This window comes from Dyella sp. OK584 (assembly GCF_057787755.1).
The window spans coordinates 1,107,862-1,121,979 of the sequence record NZ_CM173542.1 but is presented as its reverse complement, the minus strand read 5'-3'; the positions used below and the strand labels follow the sequence as shown (position 1 = coordinate 1,121,979).

Here is a 14,118-nt window from a genome sequence, read left to right as displayed (position 1 = left end):
TAAGTTGGGAAGGCGAATTCCGCCGTGATGCTTCAATCCACCGAAGCGGGCACGCCCTGTCCAGTGGTCGGTGCTTGCTGGCCTGCCACCGATGCCTTGTCGGCCGATGTATCGATGGGCGTGGACAGCATGTGCGCGCGTCGCCATCCACCCCACTTGTAGTAGCCCATCGCCATCAACATCGAGGCGAGCGAGCCGAGCGGGAAGCTCCACCAGATCGAATCGGCACCGATGCTTGGCGCCAACAGCAGCGCGAAAGGCGGACGGAACAGCCACATCGAGATGAACAGAATGATCAGTGGCGGCATCACCGCACCCGTGGAACGCACCACACCGAACAGTACAAAAGTGACGCCGAAAAACATGAAGGACCACACCGCGATGCCGTTCAAGTGCTGCGCCAGCGCCAGCGCCTCGCCATCGTTGGGCAGGAACAGGTTGAGCGCGGCATGGTTGAACAGGTAGATCAACGCGATCAGCGCGCCGCTGAGCAGGAAGTTGTACAGCACGCCGACCTTGGTGATGCGACTGACGCGATCCCACAGTTTCGCGCCCACGTTCTGCGCCGCCATTGACGACACGGCGGCACCGATCGCCATCGCCGGCATTTGCACGTAAGTCCACAACTGCGTGGCTGCGCCGTAGGCAGCGGTGGTCTTGGAGCCGTAGCTGTTGACCATGTGGATCATGATCATCGCGGAGGTTGAGATCACGATCATCTGCAGGCCCATCGGCAGGCCCTTGAACACGAGCGAACGCAGGATGGCTGTATCTGGCCGCAGGAAGCGCAGCTCGCCGCGCGTGAGGCGAAGGAAGTGCTTGCGCGCATAGAGCGTCGAGAGCAGCGCGACCAGGGCCACGCTCTGCGCGATCAATGTCGAGGTTGCCGAACCGGCGATGCCCATGCGCGGAAACGGTCCCACGCCAAAGATCAGCAGCGGGTTGAGTACGATATCCAGCAACACCGACAGGCCCATGAAGACGAACGGCGTGCGCGAGTCGCCCGCGCCGCGCAGCGTCATCATCAGGAAGGCGTAGAAGTACATCGACGGCACGGCGATGAAGATGATGCGCAGGTACGGCACGGCGAAGGCTTGCGCATCGAGCGGCGTACCCAGTGCACGAAGCATCCACGGCGTACCGAAGTAACCACAGATCGCCACCATGATCGACACGGCCACGAAGAACGTCACGCCCGTGCCCACCACGCGCTTGGCTTCCAGCATGTTGCGCGCGCCCAGGCTCTGGCCGATGAGGATGGTGCAGGCCATGCTCAGCCCGAATACGGCGCCCAGCAGCAGGAACAGGATCAGGTTGGCATTGCTCACCGCCGTGAGCGCCGCTTCGCCCAGGTAGTGGCCGATCCACATCGCATTGACGGAGCCGTTAAGCGACTGCAGCACGGTGCTGCCCAGGATCGGCAACGCGAACATCAGCAAGGTTCGGGCGATCGGGCCTTGGGTGAGCATCGGTTGCCTTGCGGCGAAGGATGACATTCGTATGGATTCCGCAGTGAGAGTGAGAGAGAGACGTTGGGGACGATGTCAGCCGATGGCGCTATCGGCCCATGCCGTCGCTGCGAGTCGACGCACATGCTCGCGCACATCGGCCGGCCATGCATCGGTCAGTTCGGCGAAGCGGTCGCGCTCCTGGCGCCAGAACGCACGCGAGGCTTCTTCATGGTTTGGCAGATTGCCGGTGATCGCCAGCATGAAGCGATCGACCGCCTCACCCGCCTGACGCGCATGGTCGCGACCACGGCTGTTGCGCCGCGCTTCTTCCACCAGTCGCCGCAGGGTGGCGGACGCGCCGCCAGGCTGAGCGGCGAGCCAGTCCCAATGTCGCGGCAACAGGGTGACTTCGCGCGGCACCACGCCAAGCTTGGGCCGGCCTGGCCCACCGCGGACAGGGGCGGCATCTGCCTGCGCTTGTGCCGGCAGGCGCGCCAGCACCTCGTCCGGACTGCCGCGCAGATCAACCTCGACCTGCCGGCTGCTGTGGTCGTCAAAAATCAGCACCGGCCCGGCCACACCGGCGTCGACCGCTTGTTTGGTGGCGAGGACAACGCCGGCCAGCGCGCCGCTGGCGATGCGGCGGTGGCCATCAAAGGCGGTGCACGTGGATGCCTCGGGCAATGACATGATTTCATCCGGGTATTATTTGTTCGGTATTTTGCCCGGATAAAAATGGTGCCGTCAACCGGCTTCGCGAATGGCGCGCTAAAGTGCGCGCCTGTCTGTTCCCGCTGTTGCACCCTTCATGGTCATCCACCCCGCCCACCGCCCGCTGCGGCTGATGCTGTTCACCCTGCGCGGCTCGATCGTCTCGGTGATCTGGAGGCGGGTGCTTGCCATGATGGTGCTGGCCACGCTGGTGGTGCTGCTGGAACGCCGGCTGCCGCATACCGGCGTGGAGCTGGGCGCCGTGCCGCTGACCCTGATGGGCCTGACGCTGGCGATCTTCCTGGGCTTTCGCAACAGCGTGGCCTATGAGCGGTGGTGGGAGGCGCGCGCCCTGTGGGGTGAACTGCTGATCGTGCTGCGTAATCTGGCGCGACAGACCACCAGCCTGCCCGACGGGTTGCCGCGTGAGGAACAGCGCCTGCGGGTTCATCGCCTGATCGCTTTCGCACATGCCTTGCGCCATCAACTGCGTGGCACCCCGGGGCAGCCGGAGCTGGCGCGCTGGTTGCCGCCAGCCGAGGCGGCCGCACTGGCTGACTCGCCCAATCCACCCAATGCCTTGTTGGGTTTGATCGGCGAGAGCTTTGCGCAATTGCGACGCGACGGTCGACTCGACGCCATCCTGCTCGCCAGCATCGACACGCAGCTCACGCGCATGTCTTACGTGCTCGGCGGCTGCGAGCGCATCCAGGGCACACCTATTCCGTTCGCTTACATCCTGCTGCTGCATCGCACGGTCTACATGTATTGCCTGCTGCTGCCGTTCTGCCTGGTGGGTAGTGTCGGTTGGGCCACACCTCTGATGGTGGGCGTGCTGTCCTACACCTTCTTCGGCCTGGACGCGCTGGGCGACCAGATCGAAAGCCCGTTCGATCGCCTGCCCAATGACCTGGCGCTGGACGCCATGTGCCGCAACATCGAGATCAACCTGGGCGAATTGCTGGGCGACACCGAGCTGCCCGAGCAGCTGCAGCCGGTGGATGGCGTACTGCTTTAAATTCGCCTCGATTTTCGGCCCTTTTTCCGCATTTTCCGCGTGGACTTCACGCGCATTGAGACAAGCTGTAAGCCCCTTCCTGGACGAGGGGGAGCAAGAGCGCAAGCACCGCCCGCGCAACGCACTGTTGACTAGATTCGACCTATTTCTAGTACCGAACAGTGCAGTAAATAAATAAACTACGCGGTGCACGAATCTTTCTCCCCAAGCCAAGAAGAACAGCACATGCGACTCCCCCTTTTGCGCAGCGTTGCCGCACTAACCCTGTTGGGTCTTTCCGCCACCGCAGTGGCCGACACCCGTATTGAAGTCGAGGGTGGCCGCAGCGACTCCGACGGTTACGGGACCAACACAGCCTTCATCGAAGCGGTGTTTAGCGAGCACCGTATCGGCCACAGCAACTTCAGCTGGGCGCCCGACGTCTCCGCCGGCTATATCGACGGCCGCAACGTGGCGCGCTACGGCAACTCCGTGTCAGACAACATCTGGCTGGTCGCCGGTGGCGCCCGTTTCCGCATGGGCGGCGATGGCGATTGGTATCACCACCTGTTCTGGACGGCACAGGTCGCGGCGCAGAAGGGCCGCACCATGGCGCTAAGCAGTGCGGGCGAATTCGTCAATTCCGTAGGCTGGCAAGGCAATCACTGGACTTTCCAGCTGCGCCACATCTCCAACGCCGGGCTCGACGGCCCCAATCGCGGCGAGACAATGGCGCTGGTTGGTCTCGCGTTCGATCTCTAGAATTCAACGACCACGGAAACAACAACGGCCCCGAAAGGGGCCGTTGTTGTTTGGACGTCCAAACAAACTAGTGACCGCCGGCTGCCGGCCCGGCCTTCGCCGAGAACGGCGGGCGCGCCATCCATACCACCACGATCAGGCCGAAGAACACCCAGCCCAGCATGTGGAACACCTCGTTGAACGAAATCTGATAGCCCTGCTGCGTGATCAACTGTTCCAGCAACGCATTGCTCGCCGGCCCGGTCACGCCGGCCGCCTGCAACGTCGCCTGCGCGGACGGGTCGTAGGGCGTGATGTGTTCAGTGAGGTGCGCGTGATGCACGATGGCGCGGTGATCCCACAGGAAGGTGGTGAGCGAGGCGGAGAAGCTGGCGCCCAGCGTACGCAGGAAGGTCGCCAGGCCTCCACCCGAGGGGATCTCGTGGGGCTGCAAGTCCGATAGCAGGATGGTCGTCACCGGCATGAAGAACAACGCCACGCCCAGGCCCTGCAAGAACTGCACGCCAGCTACATGCATGAAGTCGATCTGCAGGAAGAAATCCGAGCGCATGAAACACGTGATGCCCATCACCAGGAACGCGCACGAGGCGAGCAGACGCATGTCGGTGCGGTTGGCGTACTTGCCCACCAGGAAGGTCAGCATTACCGGCAGGATGCCCAGCGGCGCCGCGGCGAAACCGGCCCAGGTCGATGTGTAGCCCACGTTCCGCTGCAACCACTGCGGCACCAGCAGGCCGATGGCGAAGAACGCTGCATAGGCCAGCACCAGCGAAATGGTGCCAATGCGGAAGTTGCGATGACGCAGCAAGCGCAGGTTGACGATGGGATCATCGTCGGTGAGTTCCCAGATCAGGAAGATGGCCAATGCAATGGCCGACACCACGCTGGTAATCACGATGAACGACGAGTTGAACCAGTCTTCGTCGTTGCCCTTGTCCAGCACGACCTGCAACGCTCCCACGCCGACGATCAGCGTGATCAGTCCCACGTAGTCCACCTTCGGACGCGAGGTGGTATCCACGCGCAGCTTCATCTGGTTGGCGACAACCATGCTGGCGAAGATGCCGATCGGCACGTTGACGAAGAAGATCCACGGCCACGAATAGTTGTCGGTGATCCAGCCGCCGAGGATCGGTCCGGCGATCGGCGCCACCACCGTCACCATCGCCAGCAGCGCCAGCGCCATGCCGCGTTTGGCCGGTGGATAGATCGAGATCAGCAGGCTCTGCGTGATCGGGTACATCGGTCCGGCCACCGCACCCTGAATGGCGCGGAACAGGATCAGCATCGGCATGCTTTGCGCAAGGCCGCACAGCAACGAGGCGATCGAAAACAGCAGCGTTGACCAGATGAACAGCTTCACCTCGCCGAAACGACGATTGAGGAAGCCCGTCAGCGGCAACGCGATGGCCGTGCTCACGGCAAAGGACGTAATGACCCAGGTGCTCTGGTTGACGCTCACGCCAAGGTTGCCGGCAATCGTCGGCAGCGACACGTTGGCGATCGTTGTATCGAGCACCTGCATGAAGGTCGCCAACGAGAGGCCGACCGTAGTCAGCGCCAGGTTGGGTGGACGAAATTCACTGCTCATTGCACGGATAACCTGAAGAGGTAAGAGGCGCGCCGGCCGCAACCGGCGCGAACTGCTGCTTACTGCTTGCCGTGGGTGTCGCCGGCCATGTTGGCGTGGATGATCTCGGCGATCAGGCCATCAGCCTTGGCCAGCTGCTGCTGGTACACATCGGTGTTGAACGCCGGCTGGGTGGGTGCCTGCTTGGCGAGCAGCGCGCCGCTCTGGTCATGCAGGTTCACGTCCACCTTGGTCGACAGGCCGATGCGCAGCGGGTGCTCTTCCAGCTGCTTGGGATCGGTGAAGAACACACGGACCGCCACGCGCTGAACGATCTTGATCCAGTTGCCGGTGGCGTTCTGCGCTGGCAGCAGCGAGAAGGCGCTGCCCGTGCCCACGCCCAGGCTCTGCACCTTGCCCTTGTAGGTCACCGAACCGCCGTACACGTCGGCGCGGATCTCCACCGGCTGACCGATGCGCATCTTGTTGAGCTGGGTTTCCTTGAAGTTGGCATCGATCCACACCTCCTTCAGCGGCACCACGGCCATCAGCGGCGTACCTGGCGCCAGGCGCTGACCCAGCTGCACCGAACGCTTGGCCACGTAGCCGTCCACCGGCGCGATGATCGAGGTGCGCACGTCGTCGAGGTAGGCAGCGCGCAGCTTGGCTGCGGACGTCTGGACGTCCGGATGCGAAGCGACCACGGTGTCGTCCACCAGCACCTTGTTGGTCTGAAACTGCTGTTGTGACGAGGTCAATGCGCTCTGCGCGGACGTGAGCGCATCCATGGCGTGCGACAGTTCTTCGGCCGAGATGGCGCCGGTCTTGGCCAGATCGCGGCGACGGCTGTAGTCGGCCTGCGCCTTGTCCACGGCTACCTTGCGCGCGGCCACTTCGGCCTGAGCACCACTGACGTTGCTGTACAGGCCGCGCACCTTGCGAACGGTACTGGCGAGGCTGGCTTTGGCCTGAGCCAATGCGATGTCGGCATCGGCCGGGTCGAGCTTGACCAGCACGTCACCGGCATGGACCAGGTCGCCATCATCGGCGCCGATGGTGATCACCGAACCGGGCACCTGCGGAGTGATCTGCACGATGTTGCCGTTGACGTATGCGTCATCGGTACCTTCGTACCAGCGACCTTCAAAGAAGTACCACAGCCCCCAGCCAATGGCGGCGAGCACCACGACGGCGCCAAGCACACGCAGCAGGAAGCCGCGGCGGTTCTTCGGGGGTTGAACGGCGGCAGTGTTGTCGGCCGCGAGTGGGGTCTGGCTAGACATGGGGGGTGCCTTCAGAGCGAATGTTCAGAGGAAGATTGGACGACCACGTCGGCCGCGCCCGCCTGCGGGCGGAAACCGCCGCCGAGGGCCTGGATGAGTTGCACGGACACGTCGACCTGCAGTGCCTTGAGTTCTGCCATGTGCTGCTGCGCACCGAGGAGCTGCTGACGCACGATCAGCGCCTCCAGATAGCTGCCGACGCCCGCCTTGTAGCGCTGCTCGGACAGTTGCCAGGCCTGCGTGGCGGCATCGACTGCGCGCTGCTGGGCGGCGACCTGTTCCTTCGCGGACTGCACGGCGTCGTAGTCGTCGGCGACTTCGTTCACTGCGCGCACCAGCGTCTGGTTGTACTGGGCCACGACTTCGTCGTATTGCGCGTCCCTGCCGGCGAGGTTCGAGCGCAGGCGGCCGCCATCGAAAATCGGCAGGCTCAGCGACGGACCAAAGGTGTAGAAGCGCGCCGGCAGCTGCAGCGGGTTGATGCTGCCGAAGGCGGCGACGCCAGCCATGGCGCTGATGCTGACGTTCGGCAGGAACTCGGTCTTGGCAACCTTGATTTCCTTGCCTGCCGATTCGACACGCCAGCGCGCGGCGACCAGGTCGGGGCGGTGGCCGAGCAGTTCGGTCGGCAGATCCGCCGGCACCGACAGCGCGGCCGGCTCAAGCGCCTGCGGACGAGTGATGTCCAGGCCGCGGTCCGGGCCCTTGCCCAACAGCACCGACAGCTGCGAACGTGCGGCGTCGATGGCGCGGCTGGCCGCGGCAAGGCGCTGGTCGGCGTTGGCGACCTCGGTCTCGTTCTGCTTCAGCTGCAGCTGGTTGTCGATGCCGGCGGCCACGCGTTGCTGGGTCAGCTGACGCGCGGTGGTGGCGCGCTCACCCTCGGCCTTGGCCACATCCTGCTGGGCGTACGCATAAGCGAGCTGCACGTAGGCGCGGGCCACGTTGGTGGACAGCTCGATGCGCGCCGCCTGCGTTTCGATTTCGGCGGCATGCTGCTGACCGACGGCGGCTTCCCATGCAGCACGCTTGCCGCCCCACAGGTCCAGGCCCCAGCTGAAACCGACCCGGGCGTCCTTGAACCAGGTGAAGTGGCCACCGCCCAGTTCCGGCGGTGCAGCGGTCAGCGGCAGGCGCTGGCCGATCACATTGGCGCCGGCGTTGACGGTGGGGCCGCGCTCGGCGTCAGCCGCACCCGACTCGGCCTGCGCCTGGCGGGCGCGTGCATCGGCCATGGCGAGGGTCGGATTGTCCTTCAGGGCTTCGGCGATCAGCGTGCTGAGCTGCGGATCGCCCAGACCGGTCCACCAGTCATCGGCGGGCCAGGCGGCCGGGGAGAGCGTGGCGCCGGACAGGCTGCGATCGCTTTTCAGCGTGGACGCATCAGTCAGTGTGCCTTCCGGGTGAAGGCCACCGCTGCTGACACAACCTGCCAGCGCGAGGGTAAGGCCGGTGGCTGCCGCAAGGAGTTGCAGACGCATGGGCGTGGCTTCCAGAAAAATGAAACGGTTCAGGTCTTGTCGCGGAGCGCCTTGAGCACGCGCTCCAGATAATCGCGAAGCTGCTCGCGTTCGGTCGTATCCAGTGCCCGCTGCGCAGCTTCCAGCACACGGTCATTGCACGGCGTCATCTGGCGCCAGGTGGATGCACCCAACGCCGTCAGCTCGATGCGCAGCGCACGGCGATCCTGCTCGTGCGGCTGGCGGCGCAGCAGGCCACGGCCTTCCAACTGGTCGAGCTGGCGCGTCATGGCACCACCATCGAGTTCCACCGCCCGAGCCAGCTCGCTGGCCGACATCGTTCCCATCAGTGCCAGACGCTTGAGTATCAGGAACTGGGTAAAGCGCAGATCTACGCCGGATGCCTGCAGTTCGGTCTCCATGGCACGGACCAGTTCGCTGCGCACCATGCCAACCAGCACGCCGATGCTGTCTTTCTGCAGGGAAATGGGTGGCTTCGAGGGGTTCATGAGCCGCGCATTCTATTGCCGAAATAATATTTGTCAAGGCAAATATGTTTTGGGCTTATTTTGTCCAGGCAAATTCTGCCGTGCCTAACCCGGCAGGGTGGCGAGCTCGTCCTCCAGCCAGGCCCGCAGCGCTGGTTCGCGGACTTCAAACAGCTCGAATACACCCAGCGCCCGCAGCGCAGGCAGCAGCGCCAGCAAGCGCGGCTCCATTGCACGACGGGCCGCTTCCGGCATCGCCGGGTCGAGCATCTGGTGGGCGCAGGCCACGAAGGCCTCCAGCGGAGACGTCTGGCTTTCGGCGCCGGGGGCGCGGGCAAAGATCGTCGACATGGTCAGGCTCTCTCCCTTGGGGCACCCGTGGTGCTCCGCTTGCTCAAATGAGGACTCGTCTAGGCGTGCGGGCGTGACACCGCCAGTTCAACCGGCCAAACGTCATGGATCGTCAAAACACGCACCGCGAGCATGAGTCCGACGCGCGAGCGTCCCGTTTTTCGACACCGCGGGCGGCGGCAGCGCTGGGGAAACGGGTCCGCATGATTGAGCAGGCAGCCGGATTACTGTTAGCGTTATTTGGTCAAATTTTGTCGAGAACCGGCCATGGGCCATGTTGCCGAACACCAAGAGCTCGAGTTCCACGCGATGATCGAGCGCACCGATGGACCGTCGGTGATCGCCTATTGGACCGAAGGCGAAGCCGCCAGCGAATACAACGAGGGCACGCGCGAGTACGGCTGGCACTCCCATGCGCGCGGGCAGTTGTACTGCGTGGAGAGCGGACTGGTGCACGTACGCACGGCGCAGGGCTCCTGGCTGTTGCCGCCCCACCGCGCCGGCTGGATGCCGCCGGGTGTGGAGCACACCGTCACCATCAGCGGCTCCATGACCGGCTGGGGCGTGTTCGTGACGCCGCCCGAATGCGGCTGCCTGCCCACCGAACCCTGCGTCATCGGCGTCACTGAACTGATGCGCGCGCTGGTGCGCCGCGCCAGTTCATGGGTGTGGGAAACGCAACTGGATGAAAGCCAGGAACGTCTGACCACGGTGTTGCTGGAAGAAATCCGCCTCGCACAGCGCGAACCGCTGCACTTGCCGATGCCTGTCGATCGCCGCGCGCTACGCATCGCCGTCGCGTTGATCGAACGACCGGAGGACAACCGCGGCCTGGAGGAGTGGGCCGCGTGGGCGGGCCTGTCGCCGCGCAGCCTCAGTCGCCTGTTTCGAAGCGAAACGGCGTTGAGCTTTGCGCAATGGCGGCAGTTGGCGAGGTTGTCGCGCGGATTGGAACGACTGGCCGATGGCGAAGCGGTATCGGCGGTGGCGGACGCGCTGGGCTATGCGAGCGTCAGCGCGTTCGTGGCGATGTTCCGCAGGAGTTTCGGGCAGCCACCGGCGAGGTATTTTGCGGCGCAGGCGTCGGGCTAGCGCTTCTGCTTCCTCTCCCCGCTGGGGAGAGGATTGAGGTGAGGGGTGGGTGCTTGCGGGAAGGCTTGAAAGAGCCGGCTTTGACGCGACGCCTTCGCAAGATTGGCCACTCACCCCAACCCTCTCCCCGGAGGGGAGAGGGAGCGAAGAGCGGGCTTCGCTTAAGTCCTCAGTACTTCGATGCGTTGCGGTGTAGCCGCGGCCTTTGAGGTAGCACCTCGCGCGGCCGAAACCCTCTGTGGCCAACGCTTGTATTCCGCATATCGCTGTGAGCCCTTAAGGCCATTTTCTTTGGGTTACTTTTCTTTTGGGCCAGCAAAAGAAAAGTGACTCGGTCGTCCCACGGGGACTAGCTTCGCGTCGCCGGCAGGCGATCGAAACGCCCGCTGCGTAAGCGGCAAGCTGGCGGAAGCGTCGAACCAAGAACGAAAGTCACTGGATCCCAGCTTTCGCTGGGATGACGAATAGGAGAGGCAGAGGCAAGGCCGGATGTGCGCAGGGCGCGCATCCTACTGAGATAGATGCGAGCACCCGCCCTTTACCACCTTCAGGTGACTCACCCCAACCCTCTCTCCCTCGGGGACTACCTTCGGGTCGCCCGGAGGGGAGAGGGAGCGCGACTGCTTACTGACGAACCGGCTTCACATACGTATTGAACAGCTCATCAATACGACGGTATTCGTCATACCACGAGTCCGGATGCACGAAGCCGTGGCGCTCCATCGGATACAGCGAAATCCAGAAGTTGTTCTTGTGCAGCTCGATGAAGCGCTGATACATGCGCACGGTGTCGCTGGCCACCACGTTGTCGTCGATCAGGCCGTGCTGCATAAGCAGCGGATCCTGCAGCTTGTCGGCATAGGTGATTGGCGAGCTGGTCGCGAACGCTTCCGGGTCGATCTGCGGGTCGTTGAGGATGTTGGACGTGTACTCGTGGTTGTAGCTGGTCCAGTCGGTGACGGGACGAAGCGCCGAACCCGCCGCGAATTCGCCCGGTGCGCGCAGCAGCGACATCAGCGTCATGAAGCCGCCGTAGCTGCCGCCGTACATGCCCACGCGACGTGAGTCCACGCCGTGGTTCTTCACCAGCCACGCCTTGCCGTCGAGCAGGTCTTCCAGTTCCGGATGACCCATCTGGCGATAAATGGCGGTGCGCCAGTCGCGGCCGTAGCCGTCCGACGCGCGGTAATCCATGTCCAGCACCACGTAGCCCTGCTGCACGAGCAGGTTGTGGAACATCTGCTCGCGGAAGTAGTTGGAGTACGACAGCGTGACGTTCTGCAGGTAGCCCGCGCCGTGCACGAAGATTACCGCCGGACGCGAAGCTGCCTCGCCGGCATCGGCCAGGCCGTAGTACTTCGCCCAGACGGTACCTGCGCCATGCGAGGACGGCACGGCCACGATCTGCGGCTGGATCCATGAGTGTGCAGTGAACTCCGGCTTCATGGTGTTGGTGAGTTCGCGTGGCGCACCGCCCGCTGCATCCTGCACGGACAACTGCGCCAACACGTAGGGCGCCGAATGCAGCACCGCCAGCTGGCGGCCGTCCGGCGACAACGCGAAGTCGTCCATGCCCTGGTACTGGGTGATGCGAGCGAGCGCGCCGCCAGCGGTGGGCACGCGGTACACGTCATAGCTGTACGGCGCGACCTGGTTGGTGCGCACATAGAACCACTGACCGTCCTCGCTCAGCACCGGATGACTCACTTCGAACTTGCCGGACGTGAGCGCCTTGGCCTTGCCGCCCAGGCTCATGCCGTAAAGCTGCGAATAACCGGTTTCCTCGCTCAGGTACCACAGCGTGCGACTGTCCTTGAGCCAGCCGAAATCGTTGAAGTTCCAGTTGATCCAGGCCTTGTCGGTGAGGCGGTGCTGGTTCACCAGTGCGTGCTTGTCGAAGTCCACGCTGGCGATCCAGCGATCCTTGTTGTCGATGGCACGCAGCTGCACGGCCACATTCTGGCCGTCGTCGCTCCACACGATGCCGCCGCCACCGCCGTCGTCGGCGTTGGAAACGATGCGCACGGCGCGCACGTCAGGCGCCTTGATCATCTTCGCTTCGTCAGCCTTGCCGTCCTTCTCCAGCGCGGCGATGGCCTTGCCGCGCAGATCCTTGAGCGGATCGTCCTTGATGCCGGGCAAGCTGTCGGTCTTGAGCGGATAGAACTTCGCCGCCTTCAGATCCACCAGCACCAGCGACTGCGGCGCGGGATCGTCGCGGCCCACGTAGCTGCGTGTTTCCTGCTGCTCGGCGTAGCCGGACTCGGTGACGTAATGGGTGACCTCCGGCTTCTTGCCGCCCTTGGCGCCCTTGGGCTTGGTCACCACCAGCATCCAGCGACCATCGGGCGACAGTTCGGTATCCGCCGGCTCGCCACCTTCGCCCAGGTAGATCGGCTTGGGCGCACGGCCCGGATCGGCTGCGGTCAGTGCGTCGTCATTGGCACGCTGGGCGTCCTTGTCGGACTTGTTCTCGCGCAGCGACTTGAACATCTCCATCTGCTGGCGGCCGAGCGCGTCTGGCTGCTTGGCCTGCGGATCGTCGACAAAACGCAGCACCGCCGCCGGTGCGCTTACGCCGCTGATGAGGTCGTAGACGAACCAGTTGTTGCCCTGGCGGTACTGCAGCGTGCGGCCGTCACTGGCGAAGCGCGGCGAGGATTCGGCCTCGGCCGTGCGGGTGACCTGCTCGCGGCGGCCATTGGTGAGGTCCACCATGAACACGTCGCCGTGGAGCACGAACGCTGCATGACGATGCGCGCGGTCGTACACCGCCGGGCCCTCGGCCTGCGCCATGGCTGCCGGCTCGAGCTTCACGCTTTGACCGGTGGCCGGATCGACGCGATAGAGGTCGCGCACCTTGCTGCCGTCGCGCTTGAGCGAGTAGTACAGGCTGCGACCGTCCACACTCCAGTACGGGGATTCCACCGGGGCGCCGATCCAGTCCGGATTGGCCATGATGGTTTCCAGATCCAGCTGCCCGCCACTGGCGGATGGCGACAGGGCCGCCGCGGGCAACGTGGCGAGGGCGGCAAGGCCAGCGAACAGCATTCGGCGCATGGAGTGCTCCACAGTCAAAACGCCGGAGCATAACCAAGGCCGGCCAGCTGACAAGCGCCGTTGGTCCGGGTTCAAACTAGTCGCCTAGGCAGCTAATCTTGGTGGTTCGCCCGGCCATCTGGATGTCGGCTGAGCTGCGGGTTGTGCGTTCAGTAAGTTTCCATGGCGTGCCGGCACTGCATGCCCTTCCGCAACACTCCCCGGCAGAACCCCATGTCCCTACCCACCGTCGAGATCGAAACCGCCCCTCAGCCCCGTCACAGCGTGATCTGGCTGCACGGCCTGGGCGCGGACGGCAACGACTTCGCGCCTATCGTGCCGGAGCTGGTATCGCCCGCATGGCCAGCGCTGCGCTTCGTGTTTCCCCATGCGCCGGTGCGGCCAGTGACGGTCAACGGCGGCATGCCGATGCGCGCCTGGTATGACATCGTCGGGGTGGATCTGGTCTCGCGCCAGGACGAAAGCGGCATGCGGGCGTCCATCGCCAGCGTCAAAGCACTGATCGCCCGCGAGAACGAGCGCGGCGTGCCGACCGAACACATCCTGCTGACGGGCTTCTCGCAGGGTGGCGCCATCGCGCTGTCCGCGGGGCTGCGTCATGCGGAACGGCTGGCGGGCATCATCGCCCTGTCCACCTACCTGCCGCTGCAGGACTCCTTCGCCGCCGAGCGCAGCGCGGCCAACGCGACCACGACGGTGTTCTGGGGCCATGGCACCGGCGACCCGATCGTGCCGCTCACCCGCGGCGTCAGCTCGCGCGATTTGCTGCGATCGCTGGGCTACCTCGTGGACTGGCACACCTACCCGATGCCGCACTCGGTGTGCGCCGAGGAAGTGGCCGACCTGCGGCAGTGGATGACGGCGCGTCTGACTGGCTGAGAAGCCAGCTGGCG

Annotated in this window: 12 protein-coding genes; 4 read left to right on the top strand and 8 right to left on the bottom strand. The window is 64.4% G+C overall.

The window, feature by feature from the left end:
• Positions 1 to 32: 32 nt before the first annotated feature.
• Both AC3CBN_RS04970 and AC3CBN_RS04965 read right to left on the bottom strand, forming a co-directional pair.
• Positions 33 to 1,496 carry an MATE family efflux transporter gene (locus tag AC3CBN_RS04970; RefSeq protein WP_488635715.1) on the bottom strand — a complete coding sequence of 488 codons (1,464 nt, stop codon included), beginning with the start codon at positions 1,494 to 1,496 and terminating at the stop codon, positions 33 to 35.
• 48 nt (positions 1,497 to 1,544) lie between these two features.
• A complete protein-coding gene (locus tag AC3CBN_RS04965) occupies positions 1,545 to 2,141 on the bottom strand; it encodes a DUF2239 family protein (protein WP_488635714.1) in 597 nt (198 codons plus the stop codon).
• A 118-nt stretch (positions 2,142 to 2,259) separates the two neighbouring features.
• Between AC3CBN_RS04965 and AC3CBN_RS04960 the strand changes: the two genes are divergently transcribed.
• A complete protein-coding gene (locus tag AC3CBN_RS04960; protein WP_488635713.1) occupies positions 2,260 to 3,180 on the top strand; it encodes a bestrophin family protein in 921 nt (306 codons plus the stop codon).
• Positions 3,181 to 3,405: 225 nt separating this feature from the next.
• A complete protein-coding gene (locus tag AC3CBN_RS04955) occupies positions 3,406 to 3,921 on the top strand; it encodes a lipid A 3-O-deacylase (RefSeq protein WP_488635712.1) in 516 nt (171 codons plus the stop codon).
• 67 nt (positions 3,922 to 3,988) lie between these two features.
• Here AC3CBN_RS04955 and AC3CBN_RS04950 read toward each other — a convergent pair whose 3' ends face one another.
• The 5 genes from AC3CBN_RS04950 to AC3CBN_RS04930 form a co-directional block, all read right to left on the bottom strand.
• Entirely contained in the window at positions 3,989 to 5,512 is a 1,524-nt protein-coding gene (locus tag AC3CBN_RS04950; protein ID WP_488635711.1) for a DHA2 family efflux MFS transporter permease subunit, read from the bottom strand.
• A 59-nt stretch (positions 5,513 to 5,571) separates the two neighbouring features.
• Positions 5,572 to 6,774: an EmrA/EmrK family multidrug efflux transporter periplasmic adaptor subunit gene (locus AC3CBN_RS04945; RefSeq protein WP_488635710.1), complete on the bottom strand. Its 1,203-nt coding sequence runs from the start codon at positions 6,772 to 6,774 to the stop codon at positions 5,572 to 5,574.
• An 11-nt stretch (positions 6,775 to 6,785) separates the two neighbouring features.
• On the bottom strand, positions 6,786 to 8,255 hold the full coding sequence (locus tag AC3CBN_RS04940) for an efflux transporter outer membrane subunit (RefSeq protein WP_488635709.1): 1,470 nt from the start codon (positions 8,253 to 8,255) through the stop codon (positions 6,786 to 6,788).
• Positions 8,256 to 8,284: 29 nt separating this feature from the next.
• Entirely contained in the window at positions 8,285 to 8,743 is a 459-nt protein-coding gene (locus tag AC3CBN_RS04935; RefSeq protein ID WP_488635708.1) for a MarR family winged helix-turn-helix transcriptional regulator, read from the bottom strand.
• Positions 8,744 to 8,827: 84 nt separating this feature from the next.
• Entirely contained in the window at positions 8,828 to 9,073 is a 246-nt protein-coding gene (locus AC3CBN_RS04930) for a hypothetical protein (protein WP_488635707.1), read from the bottom strand.
• Between the two features lie 267 nt (positions 9,074 to 9,340).
• On the opposite strand from AC3CBN_RS04930, the gene AC3CBN_RS04925 reads away from it, so the two are divergent.
• A complete protein-coding gene (locus AC3CBN_RS04925; RefSeq protein WP_488635706.1) occupies positions 9,341 to 10,165 on the top strand; it encodes an AraC family transcriptional regulator in 825 nt (274 codons plus the stop codon).
• Between the two features lie 624 nt (positions 10,166 to 10,789).
• Here AC3CBN_RS04925 and AC3CBN_RS04920 read toward each other — a convergent pair.
• Positions 10,790 to 13,225 carry a S9 family peptidase gene (locus AC3CBN_RS04920; protein ID WP_488635705.1) on the bottom strand — a complete coding sequence of 812 codons (2,436 nt, stop codon included), beginning with the start codon at positions 13,223 to 13,225 and terminating at the stop codon, positions 10,790 to 10,792.
• A 213-nt stretch (positions 13,226 to 13,438) separates the two neighbouring features.
• On the opposite strand from AC3CBN_RS04920, the gene AC3CBN_RS04915 reads away from it, so the two are divergent.
• The gene (locus tag AC3CBN_RS04915; RefSeq protein ID WP_488635704.1) at positions 13,439 to 14,104 is read left to right on the top strand and encodes an alpha/beta hydrolase; all 666 of its coding nucleotides are present in this window, start codon (positions 13,439 to 13,441) and stop codon (positions 14,102 to 14,104) included.
• Positions 14,105 to 14,118: the final 14 nt, after the last annotated feature.